Below are 19,427 nucleotides of genomic sequence, written 5' to 3'. Positions count from 1 at the left end.
ATGAAGGTTTTTTACTCTCATCGCCTGAAACCCCTGAGTTTACTGCTGGCCCTCGGGCTGGCGGGCTGCGCTGTCGGACCTGACTATCAGGCGCCGAAACCTGCCGTGCCGGGTGGCTACAACACCCTGGATTCGCAGGAGGCGTCAAAGCCACAAAACGCCGCGATTAATTCACGCTGGTGGCGCAGCTTCAATGATCCGCAGCTCGACAGTCTGATTGAACGGGCGATTGCGGGCAATCTGAGCCTGCAGCAGACGGTGCTGCGCATTGCCGGAGCACGTGAACAGCTGACGCAGGCGCAGGGCAGCCTGTTCCCCACCCTGGGCGGTTCAGCCAAAGTGACGCGTCAGCAGCTCGGGCTGGAAGGCTTGCTTAAATCCAATGGCGCAACCGATCAGCTCGACAGCAACGTGGCCAGCCAGCTCAATGGATTGACCCAGCCGGTTACCCTCTATCAGGGCAGCTTCGATGCCAGCTGGGAGCTGGATCTGTGGGGCAAAGTGCGCCGTCAGGTTGAGGCAGCCAATGCCCAGCAGCAGGCAGCGATAGAACAGCGCAACGATGCGCTGGTCTCACTGGAGGCCGAAGTGGCGCGTGCCTGGCTGCAACTGCGCGGCGCGCAGAGCACGATTCAGACGCTGCAACAGCAGATTGAGGTGGCGCAGCAGACGACCGAGCTGACCCAAAGCCAGCAGCGTAATGGCCTGGCCCCGCTGACCGATGTGGAAAATGCGCGTGCCCAGCTCAGTACGCTGCAGGCACAACTGCCGCAGTATCAGTCGCAGGCGCGGCAGGCGATGAATGGGTTAGCGGTGCTGCTCGGCAAGACGCCGGGGGCGCTGGATGCTGAACTCAGTACGCCAAAAGCGTTACCCCCGCTGCCACAGTTTGTCCCGGTAGGTATTCCTTCTACGCTGGCACGTCGTCGTCCTGATATTCGTCAGGCTGAAGCGACGCTGCATGCACAAACCGCTGAGATTGGGGTTTCTGTCGCGCAGCTTTTCCCGAGCCTGTCACTGACCGGCCAGCTGGGCGTGCGCAACACCGATGTCAGCTATCTGGATAACTGGAGCAGCCATTTCTACAGTTATGGCCCGTCGTTATCGATTCCGATTTTCCAGGGCGGACAGCTGGTGTCGAGCGTGAAGTTAGCGCGGGCGCAGCAGGCCAGTGCCGCGCTGGATTATCGCCAGACGGTGCTGACGGCGTTGCAGGATGTGGAGAATGCGCTGGTCAGCTATCGCGCCGATCAGCAGCGGGTCACCGCGCTGGATGAGACAACCGGTGCGCTTCAGCGCGCCTTTGATCTCGCCAGCGACAGTTATCGCCAGGGGCTCTCGACCTTCCTGGAGGTGCTGGATGCGCAGCGTCAGCTGGCTCAGGCAGAGGAGCAGGCGACACAGGCGCGGATGCAGAGTGCACTCGATTTAGTGGCGCTCTATAAAGCGCTGGGTGGCGGCTGGGAGACTTACCAGAACGTGGATATGCCGCAATATCCGGTATTTGGCCCGGCCACGCAGGCGAATTAGTCATCCGGCGGTAGCTGCCTCTGCGCAGTTACCGCTTTATCTCTCCTCCGGCAGCGTTAAACCGATGCTGCCTGTCTCTCCATGTTGTTCATCATGATCTAACCCGTTGATAAAGAGAGCTTCTCAGCATCACTGGAACGGGTGCAGCCAGCAGAAAATAAAACAGTGATAATCGCAGGGTTATTATCAGCGCCTCCGGCGAGCGATTATTTTCATGTTGCTGGCACTTTCCGCATTCAGGTTTTTGAGCTCTGTCACCTTTCTCAGTTTATTTCTTTGCCGTTTTTTTAAGGCAACTTACGACTGAACGAGTGGGGGCGCGTGAGGCTATTCAGTCAGCCTGAGCCGGGCGGAACTGTTATTGCGCAGCTAAGCGATCTGCGAATAATCCGACTCTGCTATAAATCGCAGCGGCAAAAATGGTTAACAGGTGGCAAAGTGCATAATTAAAAAAGCCACCAGAGCGTTAATTCTTTTGCGCTATTTAACGGTGCCGGGGGTGGCTTTTTAAGCATAATCTGTAAGCTGGTGTGACTGGGGTCACGGGCAGGCACATTTTTAATCTGTTATCTCCGGCCCGTAAGCGTAAATAATGAGGCTGCATGGCCCGCATTTAGTTGATAGCGTTAACTGCCTTCTGCCGGGATAATCTGCCTGAAATCGTTTTCAACTCCTGAGTAAAAGTGCCATTTGTTGTTAATTCAGCGTTAATAAAAGGTCAGGCACGCCCGATTTTAATAGCTCTGTTTCGGCCGAATTAATACTTAGGAATTATCTGTAGCGTAAAAATAATTTATTTTTTTATTTGAATTAGGTAGTCTTGGCGCTACAGTTTTATTAACCCCCCTTAATCAAGGACATTGTGATGAGTGACGCATTTAAGGTACTGAACAATATTCGCACATTACGTGCCCAGGCTCGTGAACTGCCACTGACCGATCTTGAAGAGATCCTGGAAAAATTAACGGTTGTTGTTACTGAGCGCCGTGAAGAAGCAGAAGCGGAAGAGACGCAAAATCGCGAAAAAGAAGAAAAGCTTTCTAAATATCGCGAAATGCTGCTGGCTGACGGTATCGATCCTAATGAATTATTAGGTGCACTGGAAAGCGGGAAAAAACGTACCAAGCGTGCGCCGCGTCCGGCTAAATATTCTTACACCGACGAAAATGGTGAGCAGAAATCCTGGACTGGCCAGGGCCGTACCCCGGCAGCGATTAAAAAAGCGCTGGATTCCGGTAAAAGCCTGGACAGTTTCCTGATCGATTGATCGACACAATCCTTGTAAGTGGGAGCCGGGGGGCCATCATGGCCTTCCGGCTTTTTTATTTCTGCCGGGATATCAATCACCCCGCAAGGAATCCACGGCTGACGCTGGCGTGCGCTGCGTCACATCTGGCATAATAGCCGCCGTTTTTTCATCCATTCTCTTCACAAAGGTCAATGCCGTGTTAGTTAGCAGCAATATCACCATGCAGTTTGGCAGCAAGCCACTGTTCGAAAATATCTCCGTTAAATTTGGCGGCGGTAATCGTTACGGTTTAATCGGTGCGAACGGCAGCGGAAAATCCACCTTCATGAAGATTTTGGGTGGCGATCTGGTGCCTTCAGGCGGCAATGTTTCTTACGATCCCAACGAGCGCATCGGTAAGTTGCGTCAGGATCAGTTCGCCTTTGAACAATTTAGCGTGCTGGACACCGTTATCATGGGTCACCATGAGTTATGGGAAGTGAAGCAGGAGCGCGACCGTATTTATTCTTTGCCAGAAATGAGCGAAGAAGAGGGGTATAAAGTCGGCGATCTTGAGGCACTTTACGGTGAGATGGACGGCTATAGCGCGGAGTCTCGTGCCGGTGAGTTATTACTCGGCGTCGGCATTCCGGTTGAGCAGCATTATGGCCCGATGAGCGAAATTGCGCCGGGCTTTAAATTACGTGTGCTGCTGGCGCAGGCGCTGTTTTCTAATCCCGATATTCTGTTACTCGATGAACCGACGAACAACCTGGACATCGATACTATTCGCTGGCTGGAGCAGGTGCTGAACGAGCGTGACAGCACCATGATTATCATTTCGCATGACCGTCACTTCCTTAATATGGTCTGTACGCACATGGCTGATTTGGATTATGGCGAGCTGCGGGTTTATTCCGGTAATTATGACGAATATATGACCGCGGCGACCCAGGCGCGTGAACGTCTGTTATCCGATAACGCCAAGAAAAAAGCGCAGATTGCTGACTTACAATCGTTCGTCAGTCGTTTTAGCGCCAACGCCTCTAAATCGCGTCAGGCGACATCACGCGCTAAGCAGATGGATAAAATTAAACTGGATGAAGTGAAAGCCTCCAGCCGCCAGAACCCGTTTATCCGCTTTGAGCAGGACAAGAAGTTGTTCCGTAATGCGCTGGAAGTGGAAGGTTTGACCAAAGGATTTGATAACGGTCCGCTTTTTAAGAATTTAAATCTGCTGCTGGAAGTGGGTGAGAAGCTGGCGGTGATCGGTGCCAACGGTATCGGTAAATCAACACTGTTAAAATCGCTGGTGGGTCAGCTGACGCCAGATAACGGCAGCGTTAAATGGTCAGAGAATGCGCGTATTGGTTATTACGCTCAGGATCACGCCGATGATTTTGCCAATGACCTGACGGTATTTGACTGGATGAGTCAGTGGAAACAGCCTGGCGATGATGAGCAGACCATTCGCGGTATTCTGGGTCGCCTGCTGTTTTCGCAGGATGATATTAAGAAGCCGGCCAAAGTGCTTTCCGGTGGAGAGAAGGGTCGTATGCTGTTCGGTAAGCTGATGATGGAAAAACCGAACATTCTGATTATGGATGAGCCGACCAACCACCTCGATATGGAGTCGATTGAATCGCTCAATATGGCGCTGGAGATGTATGAAGGCACGCTGGTGTTTGTTTCACACGACCGTGAATTTGTCAGCTCGCTGGCAACCCGCGTGATAGAGCTGAAAGCAGATCGCGTGGTGGACTTCACCGGTAATTACGAAGATTACCTGCGGAGTCAGGGTATCGTCTGATTGAAACGGGGTGGCGCAGGTCACCCCGTTTTTTTTGGTGGTAATGAATGAGTTATATGCTTTTAGCTTGTTAGATGGTGTGGGTTGGGCAGGATGCCAGGCTCAGGGATTATCTGGCAGCAACGCATATGCTCAAGGCGCAGGGAACATGGTCAGAGTAGGAAAGCGTCCCGCGCCATGGATGGCGCGGGACGAGCGCCCATGGATGGTTTAAGCGACTTTCCGATCTGACCTTGTTCCCTGAGCAGGTAAAAACTTCACCACGGTGCGGGCTTCATGAAGCACAGGCGTTCCTGCCGACGCTACGCGCTACCACCACACACTTCACAGTGCGCATCCTGCGCCACCTTCATGCTGCGGAACTCCGCGCTCATCGCATCGTACATCAGCAACCGGCTGGTGGCGGGCGTGCCAAATGCCGTCAGCACTTTAATCGCTTCCATCGCCTGCATCGCACCAATCACGCCAACCAGCGGAGCCATGACGCCCGCTTCCACGCAACTCAGGGTTTGTTCCCCAAACAGGCGGCTGATGCAACGATAGCAGGGTGTGCCGGGCTGCCAGTTGAATACGCTGATCTGACCTTCCATCCGAATCGCGGCGCCGGAGACCAGTGGCACCTGCTGCTGACGACAGAGCCGGTTAAGCTGCTCACGCACTGCAACGTTGTCAGTGCAGTCAAGCACCACCTGCTGCCGGGCGATCAGCGCCAGCAGCGCTGCATCGTCCAGCTGTCCATTAACCGGATGCAGCTGGCAGTGCGGATTGATGGCGGCCAGGCTTTGTGCGGCGGAGTCCACTTTGGCGCGGCTAATGTCAGCATCGTGATGCAGGATCTGCCGTTGCAGGTTAGAGTGCGATACGGTATCGAAGTCGAGCAGCGTCAGGCTGCCGACACCGGCAGCCGCCAGATAGGGCGCAGCGGCGCAGCCGAGTCCGCCCAGCCCGACGATCAGCGCATGACTCGCTTTCAGCCGCTCCTGACCGTCGAAATCAAAGCCGCGCAATACAATCTGCCGGTTGTAGCGCAGCATCTCCTCATCGCTTAATTCAGGCAGCATTTACGCCTCCAGCAGGGCGTTGAACGGTTCCACCTCGACCCATTCGCCCGGTTCAACATTGCCGCGATCCCGTTCCAGCACAATAAAACAGTTTGCCTGGGCGAAGGAGCTGAAGACGTGCGAACCCTGCATCCCGGTGGTTTCCACCTCCAGTTCACCCTGTGCGTTCTGTCGCAGGATGCCGCGCTGAAAATCGAGCCGGCCTGGTGACTTTTTAAGCCGCGAGGCGCAGCGCACTTTCTGACGTGGCGGCAATGCTGATTTTTGCTGACCGGTGAGGGTGGCAAGCAGCGGCTGAACGAGCTGATAAAAGGTCACGGCGGCGGAGACCGGATTACCTGGCAGGCCGCAGAACCAGCTGCTGGTGAGGCGGCCAAAGGCAAATGGCTTGCCAGGCTTGATCGCCAGCTTCCAGAAGCTGATGGCACCAAGCTCTTCCAGCATCGTTTTGGTGAAGTCCGCTTCGCCCACCGAGACGCCGCCGGTAGTAATCACGACATCCGCCTGCCGATCGGCCTCGGTGAAAGCAGCACGCAGTGCGGCCGGGTCATCTTTGATGATGCCAAGGTCGATGACTTCGCAACCCAGCTTATGCAGCATCAGTGATACCGCAAAGCGGTTGGTGTCGTAGATCTGGCCTTCGGCCAGCGGCTCGCCTACCGGCTGGAGTTCATCACCGGTGGAGAAGATAGCGACCCGCAGTTTTCGCAGCACGCTGACCTGCGCGATACCCAGTGAGGCGAGCAGTGGCAGCTCAGCGGCACCCAGACGCGTTCCCGCTTCCAGCACCACGGTGCCTGGCTGAATATCATCACCGATGAGACGAATGTTCTGTCCGGGACGGACCGGCGCGGTGATCATAATCGCATCACCCTGTGTTTCGGTCTGCTCCTGCATTACTACTGCTTCACAGCCTGCGGGCACCGGCGCACCGGTCATGATGCGAATCACGCTGCCCTGCGGCCACTCACCGCTAAACGGTGCGCCGGCAAAGGCTTTACCCGCCACTGGCAGCGGCTGACCGCTGCTGGCGTCTGCCAGCCTGACGGCGTAGCCATCCATTGCAGAGTTATCAAATGGCGGGACGGCAATCGGTGAGGTCACCGCTTTGGCGGTGATACGCCCGACCGCTTCGGCCAGCGGCACGCTAAGAGAGTCGGTGACGGGCGTCAGCTGTGACAGCATTTTTTGTTGTGCCTCCTCAAGGGAGATCAAGCCTGCAGTAAAACTTTCCATGGATATTCCAGCCTGGTTATCTCAGATGCTGCCTATTATGGTGGGAATTAGCCGCTGAGTCACATCGGTGTCGGCCTGACTTGCCTGTTGTTGTGGCCAAAGTGAAATATGGCGGTAAGAAAAGGTTATAACCACAGGAACAGTTTCCGCTTTACAACACTTAGCAGGCTTTCTATAGTCAAAAATCACCAAAAATGGGTGAAAACCATTTTAAATCAGTGTTTTTCGTCCTGATGCAACCACAGGGTAGATCGTTATGGTCAATGCAGTGATCGCCATTCATGGAGGCGCCGGTGCCATTACGCGCTCAGCAATGAGCGCCGAAAAAGAGCAACTCTATCGTCAGGCGCTACACGATATTGTCACTCAGGGCCAGCAGATACTGGCTCAGGGCGGCAGCGCACTCGATGCGGTGACCGAAGCGGTGCGGCTGCTGGAAGAGTGCCCGCTGTTCAACGCCGGTAAAGGCGCGGTCTTCACCCATCAGGGCACCCATGAACTCGATGCCTGCATCATGGATGGCCGCACGCTGGGTGCAGGGGCGGTCGCGGGCGTAACGCGGGTACGTAATCCGGTGCTGGCGGCACGTGCCGTGCTGGAACATAGCGAGCATGTCCTGTTTATCGGCGAGGGCGCAGAGCAGTTTGCTGAGGCGCACGGGCTGGAAATGGTCACGCCTGATTACTTCTCGACCCCGGAACGCTGGGAGCAGTTGCAGCGCGCGCTGAACAGCGATACGGCAGTGCTGGACCATGATGGAGCCGCGCACAGCGATGACCCGCTCGACCCGGACCGTAAGTTTGGTACGGTGGGGGCCGTCGCGCTGGATCTTGAGGGCAACCTCGCGGCCGCCACGTCAACGGGCGGTATGACCAACAAGCAGGCCGGGCGGGTCGGCGACTCGCCGCTGCCGGGCGCAGGCTGCTACGCCAGCAACGACAGCGTGGCGGTCTCCTGTACCGGCACTGGTGAAGTCTTTATGCGGACGCTGGCGGCCTATGATGTGGCAGCCCAGATGCGCTACGCCGGGCGCTCACTGCAGCAGGCCACAGTTAATGTCATTCATGACAGCGTGCTGGAGCTGGGCGGCAGCGGGGGGCTGATTGCCGTCGACCGCGCAGGCAACGTAGCGCTGCCGTTCAACAGCGAAGGGATGTATCGCGGTGTGGCGCGGGTTGGCGAAGTGGCAGACGTCGCTATCTATCGCGAAAGTTAAGGAGCAGAGATGAGCGACAGGCAAACGTTACCGCCGCTGGCCCCTGAGCAGGTCCTGGCGGTGCGCGATCTCAATGTGCGTTTTCAGCACGAAACCACCGTCACTGACGCGGTGCGTCATTTGTCACTCGATCTGTTTCGCGGCGAAACGCTGGCGCTGGTGGGGGAGTCAGGCTCAGGGAAATCAGTGACCTCGCTGGCGCTGATGCGGCTGATTGAGCAGGCTGGCGGGAGGGTCAGCGGCGAGGTGCTGTTGCGGCGTCGCAACGGCGACGTGCTGGATCTGATGCGCGCCTCAAAAGGTCAGATGCGGCGGGTGCGCGGTGCAGATATGGCGATGATCTTTCAGGAGCCGATGACCTCGCTGAATCCGGTCTTCTCCGTGGGCGAGCAGATCGCGGAATCCATCCGTCTGCATCAGGGCCTGAGCCACGCCGGCGCGCTGGCCGAGGCGCGCCGGATGCTGGATCTGGTACGAATCCCGGATGCGCAAAATGTGTTATCCCGCTTCCCGCATCAGCTGTCGGGCGGGATGCGTCAGCGCGTGATGATCGCCATGGCGCTCTGTTGCAAACCGGCCCTGCTGATTGCCGATGAGCCGACCACCGCGCTCGACGTCACCATTCAGGCGCAGATTTTGCAACTCATCCGCGTGCTGCAAAAAGAGATGCAGATGGGGGTGATTTTTATCACTCACGATATGGGCGTGGTCGCCGAAATGGCCGATCGGGTTCAGGTGATGTACCGCGGCGAAGTAGTAGAAAATGCCCCGGTAGCCAGGCTGTTCAGCGCCCCGCAGCAGCCCTATACCCAGGCGCTGCTGGCGGCGGTGCCAAAGCTCGGTTCGATGCAGGGCCAGCCCCTGCCGGCCAAATTTCCGTTGCTGCACAGCGATGCCGTTGATGACGTGCCGCAGGATACGGTTCGCCGCCTGCAGCCACCCATTTTGCAGGTGCGCGATCTGGTCACCCGCTTTGATATTCGCGGCGGCCTGCTGAACCGCGTTAAAAGCCGGGTGCATGCCGTCGAAAAAGTCAGTTTTGATCTCTATGCCGGTGAGACACTGGCGCTGGTGGGAGAGTCTGGCTGTGGTAAATCGACCACCGGGCGATCGCTGCTGAAGCTGGTTGCCAGTCAGGGTGGCACCCTGACCTTTGACGGACAGCGGATAGACCATTTGTCAGGTGCCGCGCTGGCCCATCTGCGACGCGACATTCAGTTTATCTTCCAGGATCCCTACGCCTCGCTCGATCCCCGGCTGACGGTTGGCTTCTCCATTATGGAGCCGCTGCTGGTCCACAAGGCGATGCCGCGTCGCGAGGCGGAGCAGCGCGTCGCCTGGCTGCTGGATAAAGTGGGTCTGCTACCGGAACATGCTCAGCGCTATCCCCATGAGTTTTCCGGCGGCCAGCGTCAGCGCATCTGTATAGCCCGCGCGCTGGCGCTGAATCCCAAAGTGGTGATCGCCGATGAGTCCGTCTCGGCGCTGGATGTGTCAATTCAGGCGCAGATTATTAATCTGATGCTCGACCTGCAGCGCGAGTTTGGCATCGCCTTCCTGTTTATTTCTCACGATATGGCGGTGGTGGAGCGTATCAGCCATCGCGTGGCGGTGATGTATCTCGGTCAGATTGTCGAGATGGGGCCGCGTCAGGCGGTGTTTGAGCAGCCTCAGCACCCTTACACCCGAAAACTCATGGCAGCGGTGCCGGTAGCCGATCCGGCTCACCGGCGTCGCGAACGAGCCTTACTGGTCGATGAGATCCCCAGCCCGATTCATGCGTTAGGGGATGAACCTGAAGTGGCGCCGCTGATGGAGGTGGCTCCGGGCCATTTCGTCGCCCGCCACGTTATCAGCGCGACCTGAACAGTGACGATGTCGCCCCGGCGACCAACCCGACAGGGATTACAGGAGAACAAGATGCAGATTACGATGCGTAAAGGGTTACTGGCGGCTGGCGTGTTAAGCAGCGCAATGGCATTGCCCGCCTGGGCAGCACAGGATGCGGTGATTGCCGTCGCGTCCAACTTCACCACTCTCGATCCCTATGACGCCAACGACACGCTGTCGCAGGCGGTCGCGAAATCCTTCTATCAGGGCCTGTTTGGCTTTGATAAAGAGATGAAGCTCACTAACGTGCTGGCTGAGAGCTATCAGGCCAGCGCCGACGGCCTGACCTACACCATTAAGCTGCGTTCCGGAGTTAAATTCCAGGATGGCACTGACTTCAATGCGGAAGCGGTAAAGGTCAACCTCGATCGTGCCAGCAACCCGGATAACCATCTCAAGCGCTACAACCTGTTTAAACATATCGCCAGCACCGAAGTGGTGGATCCAACTACGGTAAAAGTAACGCTGAAAGAGCCGTTCTCCGCCTTTATCAACATCCTGGCCCATCCGGCGGCAGCGATGATTTCGCCTACCGCGCTGAAAAAATATGGCAAAGAGATCGGTTTCCATCCGGTAGGAACCGGCCCGTTTGTGTTTGAAACCTGGAACCAGACCGATTTTGTGAAGGTGAAGAAGTGGGACGGCTACTGGAAGCCGGGCTATCCGAAGCTGGACAGCATTACCTGGCGACCGGTGGTGGATAACAACACCCGCGCGGCGATGCTGCAGACCGGCGAAGCGAACTTTGCTTTCCCGGTGCCCTATGAGCAGGCAAAACTGCTGGAGAAGAACAGCAAGCTTGCTGTGGTAACCACGCCATCGATTATGCAGCGTTACATCAGCCTTAACGTCACTCAGAAGCCGTTCGATAATCCGAAGGTGCGTGAAGCGCTGGAGTATGCCATCAACCGTCAGGCGCTGGCGAAAGTGGCGTTCTCCGGTTACGCCACGCCTGCTACCGGCATCGTGCCGCCCACCATCGACTTCGCTCAGACCTATCCGGCCATCAGCTACGATCCGGCCAAAGCGAAAGCCCTGCTGAAAGAGGCGGGTTACCCGAACGGGTTTGAAACCACGCTCTGGTCGTCACACAACCACAGCACCGCGCAGAAAGTGTTGCAGTTCACCCAGCAGCAGCTGGCGCAGGTTGGCGTGAAAGTTAAAGTTACGGCGATGGATGCGGGTCAGCGTGCCGCTGAAGTAGAAGGCAAGGGCCAGAAAGAGAGCGGCGTGCGCATGTTCTACACCGGCTGGTCCGCCTCAACCGGCGAAGCGGACTGGGCACTGACGCCACTGTTTGCTACTACGGCCTGGCCACCGGCGATCTTCAATACCGCGTTTTACAGCAATCCTAAGGTCGATAAAGATCTGGCTGATGCGCTGAAAACCACCGATCGTGCCGAGAAAGCGCGTCTCTACAAAGATGCGCAGGATACCATCTGGCAGGATCACCCATGGATCCCACTGGTAGTTGAGCAGCTGGTTTCTGCCAACAGCAAAAACCTCAGCGGTTTTTATGTGATGCCCGATACCTCATTCAATTTCGATGAGGCAACTCTGAAGTAACGGAGCCGGCCAGCCCGTGAGGCTGGCCGCAGCTGCAGGATGTTGCATGTTTAACTATTTTCTCAAACGACTCTTTGGGCTGATCCCCACGCTGCTGATTGTGGCGGTGCTGGTGTTCCTGTTTGTTCACCTGCTGCCGGGCGACCCGGCGCGTCTGATCGCCGGGCCGGAAGCCGATGCCTCGGTTGTGGCGCTGGTGCGTCAGGAGCTAGGACTCGACCTGCCGCTGCCGCAGCAGTTCTGGCACTTTATGCTGAATGCGCTGCAGGGCGATTTCGGCCAGTCGATGGTCTCGAAGCGGCCGGTCGCGGAGGAGATCGCCTCACGCTTTATGCCGACCCTGTGGCTGACGCTGGTCAGCATGATCTGGGCCGTGATTTTTGGCATGGCAATCGGCATCGTTTCTGCTGTCTGGCGCAATCGCTGGCCCGATCGACTGGGGATGACGCTGGCGGTGTCGGGCATTTCGTTTCCCGCCTTTGCGCTGGGCATGCTGCTGATGCAGGTCTTCTCAGTTGAACTGGGATGGCTGCCAACCGTCGGTGCAGAGAGCTGGAAACATTACATTCTGCCCTCCATCACCCTGGGTGCGGCGGTGGCGGCGGTGATGGCGCGCTTTACCCGTGCCTCGTTCGTGGAGGTGATGCAGGAAGATTATATGCGGACCGCCCGGGCCAAAGGGGTGCGCGAGTCGCTGGTGGTGGTCAAGCATGGCCTGCGCAACGCCATGATCCCGGTGGTAACGATGATGGGGCTGCAGTTTGGTTTCCTGCTGGGCGGCTCGATCGTGGTCGAGGTGGTGTTTAACTGGCCGGGCCTGGGGCGACTGCTGGTCGATTCCGTGGCGATGCGCGACTACCCGGTTATTCAGGCGGAAGTTTTGCTGTTTTCACTGGAGTTTATTCTGATCAACCTGTTTGTCGACATGCTCTATGCGGTGATTAATCCCGCTATTCGCTTTAAGGAGTCGCGATGAAAAACTGGCGACGCGAAGCGGCACTGAAAACGATGCCGCTGATTGCGGAGAATCGGGTGCGAACGCCGTGGCGTGAATTCTGGCGGCGTTTCAGAGGGCAGCCGGTGGCGCTGCTGGCCGGGCTGTTTGTGCTGGTACTGATTGTGCTGGCGGTTATTGCCCCGTGGATTGCGCCGTTCGACGCAGAGAATTACTTCGATTATGACCGGCTCAATGACGGCCCCTCGCTGATGCATCTGTTTGGCGTCGATTCGCTGGGGCGCGACATCTTCAGTCGGGTGCTGGTCGGCACGCGGATTTCCCTGATTGCAGGCTTCTTTTCGGTGGTGATCGGCGCGCTGATCGGCACGCTGTTTGGGCTGTTAGCCGGCTATTACGAAGGCTGGTGGGACCGCATCACCATGCGTATCTGCGATGTGCTGTTTGCCTTTCCCGGCATTCTGCTGGCGATTGCGGTGGTGGCGATTATGGGCAGCGGCATGAGTAATGTGATTGTGGCGGTCGCTATCTTCAGTATCCCGGCTTTTGCCCGGCTGGTTCGCGGCAATACGCTGGTGCTGAAGCATCAGACCTATATTGAGTCGGCACGCAGTATCGGCGCTTCTGACTGGACTATCCTGATGCGGCATATCCTGCCCGGCACGGTATCGCCGATTGTGGTCTATTTCACCATGCGGGTCGGTACCTCAATCATTACCGCGGCCAGCCTGTCGTTTCTGGGGCTGGGGGCGCAACCGCCTACGCCGGAGTGGGGTGCAATGCTGAATGAGGCGCGGGCCGACATGGTTATCGCGCCTCACGTGGCAATTTTCCCCAGCCTGGCCATCTTCCTCACCGTTCTGGCATTTAATTTACTCGGAGACGGGCTGCGCGACGCACTTGATCCTAAACTAAAGAGATGAAACCTTTCGATTATGATCAGGACTTCAGCACTATCGACTTCCGCCAGCACCCCGAGCTTTATCAGGTCGGGCGTGGTGAGCAGGGCGTGCTGATGGTCGAGCCTTATAAAGGCGAAATACTGCCACACTGGCGTTTTCGTACCGTTCCCATTGCTGAAGAGTCGGCTGAGAAAATCATGGCGCTGTTTGAGGAGTATCGGCGCAAAGATGATTTTGTCGGCATGGATATGGCGCGCAAATTTATTCAGATGGGGTATACCCGTGCGCGCCGTTACAGCAACCACAAGGGCGGACGTAAATATGACGCAGATGGCAAGGAGCTGCCGCGCGGCATCAACGAGGAAAAAGCCGCGGCGGCGGCTGTTTTCAAAGGCTACTGGGACAAACTTCGTGCAGATGAAGACTATCTGCGACGTAAAAAAGCGCATCAGCAGCAGTATGGCTAAGCGTTAATTCTGCTCTCCCGGCAGCTGTTACCTCCTGCTGCCGGGGTTGTTTTAATGAACCCGTCCTGCTCAATCTTATCCCTCATTCCTTGCCTGCAACGGTTCTGCTGCAGCGCCCGTGCTGCCAGATGCGCAGCCGTTTCGCCACGCCCTAAAACGCCATAGCCCGCCACGCTTGCCAGATAAGGTCAGACAGCAGCAGAAGAGAAACCTTTTCTGCTGGCGAGCCGGGGGCGTAAAGTAGTGAAAAAACGCGTAAAAGCCGATCCACAGCACAGGCAAAAAAACGGGCGGTTCAAACCGTGCTTTTTCCAATAACTTCCCGTGCTATAAAAAGAAATTGGCTGCGGAGCCTCTGACTGATGAACAAGCGAAACGCTGACAGTGGCCGCTGTTTAGAGCATCCGGTAAAAGGCGGGTTGATATTCACTTGTTTTCATTAATAATAAACGGGCAAACCCCACTGAGGGGGCTATGCCCCTCAGGTAATGAAATGGATAATGTGAGAGCTAAATAATGAAAGAGATCATCAACGGATTTCTGAATTTCCAGCAGAATGTGTTTCCTGAAAGGAAGGATCTTTTCAAAAGCCTGGCATCAAATCAAAATCCGAAAGCGCTGTTCATCTCCTGTTCAGATAGCCGTCTGGTGCCTGAACTGGTGACGCAGCAGGAGCCAGGAGAGCTGTTCGTTATCCGCAATGCGGGCAACATCGTTCCCTCATTCGGCCCGGAGCCAGGCGGTGTCTCCGCCACTATCGAATATGCGGTGGTCGCGCTGGGCGTCTCCGACATCATCATCTGTGGTCACTCTAACTGTGGTGCCATGAACGCCATCGCCTCCTGCGCCTGCATGGATACCATGCCTGCGGTTGAGCACTGGCTGCGCTATGCCGATGCGGCAAAAGCGGTGGTTGAGCAGCGTGAGTATGACTCGCCAGAGAAGAAGCTGAACGAGATGGTCAAAGAGAACGTCATCGCCCAGCTGAACAACATGAAAACCCATCCTTCCGTTTCCGTCGCGCTGCGTAACGGTAAGCTGCGTCTGCACGGCTGGGTTTACGATATCGAAAGCGGCACCATTATGGCGCTGACCCAGGGTGGCAAACAGTTCATCACCCTGTCTGAGAATCCTGATACCTGCTTTGAGTAATCTTTTTCGCCCGCTGTGCTCTGCAGCGGGTTTTCCTGCTATTTATTCTGCATAACAGCGTTAAATCGCCTCTGTTATTCTGCATTTCCCTTCTGGCTTATCTATGCTTGCTTAAACCTTCCTGATACAAGCGAGTTGATGATGCGTAAAACTTCCGTTGCTGCTCTTCTGGCGGTCTCTGCCATGCTGCTCAGTGGTTGTACTTCTCATGTTGCTGATAAGCAGCAATATTCAGGTTTTTTAAGCGATTACAGTCAGTTGCAACCGGCTTCGTCAGCCAGTGGTGAACCGACTCTGCGCTGGATATCACCCGACTATCAAAGCAGCCATTATAAAGATGTGCTTTATACATCGCTGATCTACTACCCGGCGGCGCACCCCACGCCACGTGTCACTCAGCAAACGCTGGATCAGGTGCTCAGTTACACCGAGATCCAGCTAAAAGGCGCGATAGCCACCCGCCTGCCGCTGGTGAATCAGGCTACGCCGCATACCCTGAAGGTAAGGGCCGCCATTACCGCCGTGTCAGCAGAAAATCAGGGCGTGCAGTTTTATGAAGTGGTACCGGTTGCCGCGGTCGTTGCCAGCACCATGGCGGCGTCAGGGCATCGTACTCAGAACAGCGAACTGTTTCTGGAGATAGAAGCCAGCGATGCGGTGACGGGCAAACCGATGATCCGGGTGGTTCGCAAAGCCTTTGGCAAAACGGTCAGTAACAGCAATACGCCGATCACCTTTGACGAGCTGAAGCCTGGGATCGATACGATGGTGCGTGACACGGTAAGTTTTAACGCGCCCTGACTCTGACGGGCGACAGCAGAGCGCTGTCGCCCTGATTAATCTTTTGTAAATCCTCAACATCATTGCAGAGGGGCTGACTACGCTTAAGGGCATTCTATCCCGTCAGGAGATCGTTATGGCCCGTTTCTCAACTGCCTTGTTGCTAAGTGGCTCCCTGTTCTGTACCGCCCCCCTGTTTGCCGCCGACGTAAAGGTCGAGGTATTACAGGATAAGTTACAACATCCATGGTCCGTCGCCTTCCTGCCCGACAACAAAACGCTGCTGATTACCGAACGTAGCGGACAACTGCGCAGCTGGAGCCCGGAGAGCGGCCTGTCGCAGCCGATCCAGGGCGTGCCAAAGGTCTGGGCAGAACGGCAGAGTGGCCTGCTGGACGTGGTGCTGGCACCCGATTTTGCCACCAGTCGTCGCGTCTGGCTTAGCTATACCGAAGCGAACAGCAGTGGTAAAGCGGGCGCGGTGGTAGGCGTTGGCACGCTGAGCAAGGATAACCGGCAACTCAGCGATTTCCGCGAGGTGATTCGGCAGACGCCGATGCTCTCCAGCGGCAACAACATCGGTACCCGGCTGGCGTTTGATACCCAGGGCTATCTCTGGATCGCCTTCGGCGATAACTTTGCCAGCAGCGCTGCGCAGGATCTCGATAAGCTGCAGGGCAAACTGCTGCGGCTCAACGCCGATGGCAGCGTGCCGGACGATAACCCGTTTGCGAAACAGCGCGGCGCACGGCCAGAGATCTGGGCCTTTGGTTTGCGTAATCCGCAGGGGCTGGCGCTTAACCCCTGGACCGGCAAGATATGGGAAAATGAACATGGCCCGCGCGGCGGCGATGAAGTGAATATCATGGAGCGGGGCAAGAATTACGGCTGGCCGCTGGCAACCTACGGCATCGACTATAGCGGTGACAAAGTGCCGGAGTCACAAGGCACACAGGTTGCGGGTACCGAACCGCCGCTTTATCACTGGAAGGATTCTCCGGCCATCAGCGGCATGGCGTTCTACAATAGCGCCCGTTTTCCGCAGTGGAAAAACTCGCTGTTTATCGGCGCTCTGAAAGAGAAAAACCTGATTCGTCTGAGTATTAACGGCGAGAAAGTGGTGGAAGAGCAGCGTCTGCTGGACGATCAGAAGGCGCGCATTCGCGATGTGCGTCAGGGGCCGGATGGCTGGCTCTATGTGCTGACCGATGAGGCCAATGGCAAGCTGCTGAAAGTGGGATTAGCGCAGGACGCTGGTGCGTCCCGCGGCTAAGAGCCTGTCCCCGGGCTATTTTATTGGTCAGTCTGGGCCAGGGCAGTGCTCACACAGGCTGCTTTAGCAACCTGAACGCCCGTCAGGGCGGCCCTGAAGGGGCGAGCGCAGCGAGTAATCCTCACGGACTACGTGTACTACGGATTGTGCCGCGCTGCCCGTGTCCAGGCTGCCAGCAACAGTATGCCTGATGGAGCAGGCTCTGAGTCAGCGCGCCCAGTGATAAACCTGCCAGCCGCGGTTTAACGCTTCCTGGTGTAACTGTTCGTCAGGGTTGATGACATGGGCATGATCGGCCTGTTCCAGTAGCGGCAGGTCGTTCATCGAATCGCTGTAGGCCCAGGTGCGGTCAAAGGCCTCGTCCTGCTGCAGCGCTTTCCAGTCACCCAGTCGCGTGACTTTGCCCTCTTTATAGGTCATGGTGCCGTAAGTGTTGCCGCTGTAGCGCTCGTCCACGATTTCAACGCCAATCGCCAGCGCGCCGCAGGCACCCAGCTTTTCTGCAATCGGCACCACCAGATGCTCGCCGCTGGCGGAGATGATCATGACCTTGTCGCCACGCGCCCGGTGCCACTCAATCCGCTCGCGGGCTGCAGGATAAACGCGTGGCATGATGTCGCGGTGAATGAAGCGGCGCACCCAGCCTTCAACGGTAAGCGTGGCCATGCCCGCCAGGGGAGAGAGTGTTTTATTCATATACTCTTCAATCGACAGCGTACCGGCATAGTACTGGCTCATTAATGCCTGTTCCTGATCAATCAGTTCACTGGGGGCGAATCCCTGTGATACCAGCCAGCGCAGCCACAGGCTGGTGCTGTCTTCACAAATGAGTGTTTCATCCAGATCAAAAAGGGCTAAGTCCATGGTCGGTCTCCTCGGCTGACTGGCGTTCAGGTTAACTGATATTTGTGACGGGCTTAACTCTTCTGCGAAAAATCGGAATTTCACGCAGTTTTAATAGCGACAGAATCGGGGAAAAGCGGCACGCGCGCGGCACTTATGCCAGGGTTACTCTACTAAACTCTAAAAAACTTTACGATTCGACGGTTTTTTTCGCTGCCGTCAAGGGTTAGCGTTTGAGTGAGAATTTTCTGCCCCTGGAATTTCGATTTAACAAGGACAATCCGGCCAAGCCCATGACAAACACTCGCTTCACATCTCGCCTGCGGCACCTTGCTGCCACTTCATTACTGATTCTTGCCCCCGTCAGCGTTTTTGCTGAGCAGGCTCCCGCCGCGCCAGGCATTGATGCTAAAGCGTGGATTCTGATCGACTACGCCAGCGGTAAGGTGTTAACCGAATCCAGTGCCGATCAGCGCCTCGACCCCGCCAGTCTGACTAAAATGATGACCAGCTATGTTGTGGGTCAGGCGATTAAAGCGGGGAAAATCAAGCCGGATGACCTGGTTACCGTCGGACAGGATGCCTGGGCCACCGGCAATCCTAAGCTGCGCGGCTCGTCGCTGATGTTCCTCAAGCCGGGCGATCGTATTCCGGTGCATGAGCTGAATAAGGGAATCGTGATCCAGTCCGGCAATGACGCCTGTATTGCGCTGGCGGATTATGTGGCGGGCAGTCAGGATTCGTTTATCGGCCTGATGAACAACTACGTGAAGGCGCTGGGACTGCAGAATACCCACTTTATGACGGTGCATGGTCTGGATGCAGAAGGGCAGTACAGTACCGCGCGTGACATGGCGCTGATTGCTCAGGCGCTGATCCGCGATGTGCCCGAAGAGTACGCGCTGAATAAAGAGAAAGAGTTCACCTTCAATAATATTCGCCAGATCAACCGCAACCGCCTGTTGTGGAGCACCAATCTCAAGGTTGATGGCGTCAAAACCGGCCACACCTCAGGCGCGGGGAATAACCTGGTCGCTTCAGCAACCGAAGGGGATATGCGTCTGATCTCGGTGGTGCTGGGCACCGCCAGCGATGCGATTCGTTTCCGCGAAAGTGAAAAGCTGCTGACATGGGGCTTCCGTTTCTTTGAAACGGTCACGCCGATTAAAGCGGATGCGCCGTTTGCGCAGCAGCGGGTCTGGTTTGGTGATCGCAGCCAGGTCAATCTGGGCGTGGCGAAAGATGCTGCGCTGACCATCCCTAAAGGGCAGATGAAGAATCTGAAGGCGAGTTTCAGACTCACTACGCCGCAGCTGGAAGCTCCGCTGAAGAAGAATCAGGTGGTCGGCACCATCGATTTCCAGCTGGACGGGAAAACCATTGAGCAGCGGCCGCTGGTGGTGATGCAGGATGTGCCGGAAGGCGGGTTCTTCAGCCGGATGATTGATTTCGTGATGATGAAATTCAATGGCTGGTTCGGGAAGTGGTTTTCATAAGTAAGCAGGGACGCTGATATGT

The 19,427-nt window shown here is 56.5% G+C and carries 16 protein-coding genes; 13 read left to right on the top strand and 3 right to left on the bottom strand.

Going from position 1 to position 19,427, the window contains the following annotated elements; all coding sequences use genetic code 11:
• From NR195_RS11175 to NR195_RS11165, 3 genes are all read left to right on the top strand, one after another.
• Positions 1-1,530, top strand: a complete 1,530-nt coding sequence (locus NR195_RS11175; protein WP_010669731.1) for an efflux transporter outer membrane subunit — start codon at positions 1-3, stop codon at positions 1,528-1,530.
• An 865-nt stretch (positions 1,531-2,395) separates the two neighbouring features.
• On the top strand, positions 2,396-2,797 hold the full coding sequence (locus NR195_RS11170) for an H-NS family nucleoid-associated regulatory protein (protein WP_003850507.1): 402 nt from the start codon (positions 2,396-2,398) through the stop codon (positions 2,795-2,797).
• 178 nt (positions 2,798-2,975) lie between these two features.
• Positions 2,976-4,568: an ABC-F family ATPase gene (locus NR195_RS11165; RefSeq protein WP_010254366.1), complete on the top strand. Its 1,593-nt coding sequence runs from the start codon at positions 2,976-2,978 to the stop codon at positions 4,566-4,568.
• A 302-nt stretch (positions 4,569-4,870) separates the two neighbouring features.
• On the opposite strand, the gene moeB is transcribed toward NR195_RS11165, so the two are convergent.
• A complete protein-coding gene (gene moeB, locus NR195_RS11160) occupies positions 4,871-5,629 on the bottom strand; it encodes a molybdopterin-synthase adenylyltransferase MoeB (protein WP_256844521.1) in 759 nt (252 codons plus the stop codon).
• Positions 5,630-6,865, bottom strand: a complete 1,236-nt coding sequence (gene moeA / locus NR195_RS11155) for a molybdopterin molybdotransferase MoeA (RefSeq protein WP_187494351.1) — start codon at positions 6,863-6,865, stop codon at positions 5,630-5,632.
• 256 nt (positions 6,866-7,121) lie between these two features.
• Here moeA and NR195_RS11150 point away from each other — a divergent pair, with 256 nt between their 5' ends.
• The 9 genes from NR195_RS11150 (at position 7,122) to NR195_RS11110 (ending at position 17,066) form a co-directional block, all read left to right on the top strand.
• Positions 7,122-8,081: an isoaspartyl peptidase/L-asparaginase family protein gene (locus tag NR195_RS11150; protein WP_022625970.1), complete on the top strand. Its 960-nt coding sequence runs from the start codon at positions 7,122-7,124 to the stop codon at positions 8,079-8,081.
• A 9-nt stretch (positions 8,082-8,090) separates the two neighbouring features.
• Positions 8,091-9,947 carry a dipeptide ABC transporter ATP-binding protein gene (locus tag NR195_RS11145; RefSeq protein WP_010254373.1) on the top strand — a complete coding sequence of 619 codons (1,857 nt, stop codon included), beginning with the start codon at positions 8,091-8,093 and terminating at the stop codon, positions 9,945-9,947.
• A 54-nt stretch (positions 9,948-10,001) separates the two neighbouring features.
• Positions 10,002-11,537 carry a glutathione ABC transporter substrate-binding protein GsiB gene (gene gsiB / locus NR195_RS11140; protein ID WP_010669736.1) on the top strand — a complete coding sequence of 512 codons (1,536 nt, stop codon included), beginning with the start codon at positions 10,002-10,004 and terminating at the stop codon, positions 11,535-11,537.
• A gap of 46 nt (positions 11,538-11,583) precedes the next feature.
• Entirely contained in the window at positions 11,584-12,513 is a 930-nt protein-coding gene (gsiC, locus tag NR195_RS11135; RefSeq protein ID WP_010254376.1) for a glutathione ABC transporter permease GsiC, read from the top strand.
• On the top strand, positions 12,510-13,415 hold the full coding sequence (gsiD, locus tag NR195_RS11130) for a glutathione ABC transporter permease GsiD (RefSeq protein ID WP_187491625.1): 906 nt from the start codon (positions 12,510-12,512) through the stop codon (positions 13,413-13,415). The genes gsiC and gsiD overlap by 4 nt, the downstream gene beginning before the upstream one ends.
• Positions 13,412-13,861 (top strand): DUF4385 domain-containing protein, encoded by a 450-nt coding sequence (locus NR195_RS11125; RefSeq protein ID WP_111533563.1) that lies wholly within the window; start codon positions 13,412-13,414, stop codon positions 13,859-13,861. The genes gsiD and NR195_RS11125 overlap by 4 nt, the downstream gene beginning before the upstream one ends.
• Positions 13,862-14,377: 516 nt before the next feature.
• Positions 14,378-15,013, top strand: coding sequence for a carbonic anhydrase (locus NR195_RS11120; RefSeq protein WP_010254395.1), 636 nt, complete (start codon positions 14,378-14,380; stop codon positions 15,011-15,013).
• Positions 15,014-15,154: 141 nt separating this feature from the next.
• Entirely contained in the window at positions 15,155-15,814 is a 660-nt protein-coding gene (locus tag NR195_RS11115) for a DUF3313 domain-containing protein (RefSeq protein ID WP_179257093.1), read from the top strand.
• Between the two features lie 115 nt (positions 15,815-15,929).
• A complete protein-coding gene (locus NR195_RS11110) occupies positions 15,930-17,066 on the top strand; it encodes a PQQ-dependent sugar dehydrogenase (protein WP_033766797.1) in 1,137 nt (378 codons plus the stop codon).
• Between the two features lie 207 nt (positions 17,067-17,273).
• Here NR195_RS11110 and NR195_RS11105 read toward each other — a convergent pair whose 3' ends face one another.
• Complete coding sequence (locus NR195_RS11105; RefSeq protein ID WP_033785519.1) at positions 17,274-17,930, bottom strand: HAD family phosphatase; 657 nt, start codon at positions 17,928-17,930, stop codon at positions 17,274-17,276.
• Between the two features lie 272 nt (positions 17,931-18,202).
• Between NR195_RS11105 and NR195_RS11100 the strand changes: the two genes are divergently transcribed.
• Positions 18,203-19,405 carry a serine hydrolase gene (locus NR195_RS11100; RefSeq protein ID WP_010254406.1) on the top strand — a complete coding sequence of 401 codons (1,203 nt, stop codon included), beginning with the start codon at positions 18,203-18,205 and terminating at the stop codon, positions 19,403-19,405.
• Positions 19,406-19,427: the final 22 nt, after the last annotated feature.

This window comes from Pantoea sp. Ft-CA_14, assembly GCF_024520875.1.
Lineage (GTDB): Bacteria > Pseudomonadota > Gammaproteobacteria > Enterobacterales > Enterobacteriaceae > Pantoea > Pantoea agglomerans.
Note: the sequence above shows the minus strand (reverse complement) of the source record. Positions and strands in the feature narration are given on the sequence as shown.

Bases quoted from the DNA above. Each gene is read 5' to 3' on its own strand.
- NR195_RS11175 (WP_010669731.1), top strand. From the start codon at position 1: ATGAAGGTTTTTTACTCTCATCGCCTGAAACCCCTGAGTTTACTGCTG.
- NR195_RS11170 (WP_003850507.1), top strand. From the start codon at position 2,396: ATGAGTGACGCATTTAAGGTACTGAACAATATTCGCACATTACGTGCC.
- moeB (WP_256844521.1), bottom strand. From the start codon at position 5,629: ATGCTGCCTGAATTAAGCGATGAGGAGATGCTGCGCTACAACCGGCAG.
- moeA (WP_187494351.1), bottom strand. From the start codon at position 6,865: ATGGAAAGTTTTACTGCAGGCTTGATCTCCCTTGAGGAGGCACAACAA.
- NR195_RS11150 (WP_022625970.1), top strand. From the start codon at position 7,122: ATGGTCAATGCAGTGATCGCCATTCATGGAGGCGCCGGTGCCATTACG.
- NR195_RS11145 (WP_010254373.1), top strand. From the start codon at position 8,091: ATGAGCGACAGGCAAACGTTACCGCCGCTGGCCCCTGAGCAGGTCCTG.
- gsiB (WP_010669736.1), top strand. From the start codon at position 10,002: ATGCAGATTACGATGCGTAAAGGGTTACTGGCGGCTGGCGTGTTAAGC.
- gsiC (WP_010254376.1), top strand. From the start codon at position 11,584: ATGTTTAACTATTTTCTCAAACGACTCTTTGGGCTGATCCCCACGCTG.
- gsiD (WP_187491625.1), top strand. From the start codon at position 12,510: ATGAAAAACTGGCGACGCGAAGCGGCACTGAAAACGATGCCGCTGATT.
- NR195_RS11125 (WP_111533563.1), top strand. From the start codon at position 13,412: ATGAAACCTTTCGATTATGATCAGGACTTCAGCACTATCGACTTCCGC.
- NR195_RS11120 (WP_010254395.1), top strand. From the start codon at position 14,378: ATGAAAGAGATCATCAACGGATTTCTGAATTTCCAGCAGAATGTGTTT.
- NR195_RS11115 (WP_179257093.1), top strand. From the start codon at position 15,155: ATGCGTAAAACTTCCGTTGCTGCTCTTCTGGCGGTCTCTGCCATGCTG.
- NR195_RS11110 (WP_033766797.1), top strand. From the start codon at position 15,930: ATGGCCCGTTTCTCAACTGCCTTGTTGCTAAGTGGCTCCCTGTTCTGT.
- NR195_RS11105 (WP_033785519.1), bottom strand. From the start codon at position 17,930: ATGGACTTAGCCCTTTTTGATCTGGATGAAACACTCATTTGTGAAGAC.
- NR195_RS11100 (WP_010254406.1), top strand. From the start codon at position 18,203: ATGACAAACACTCGCTTCACATCTCGCCTGCGGCACCTTGCTGCCACT.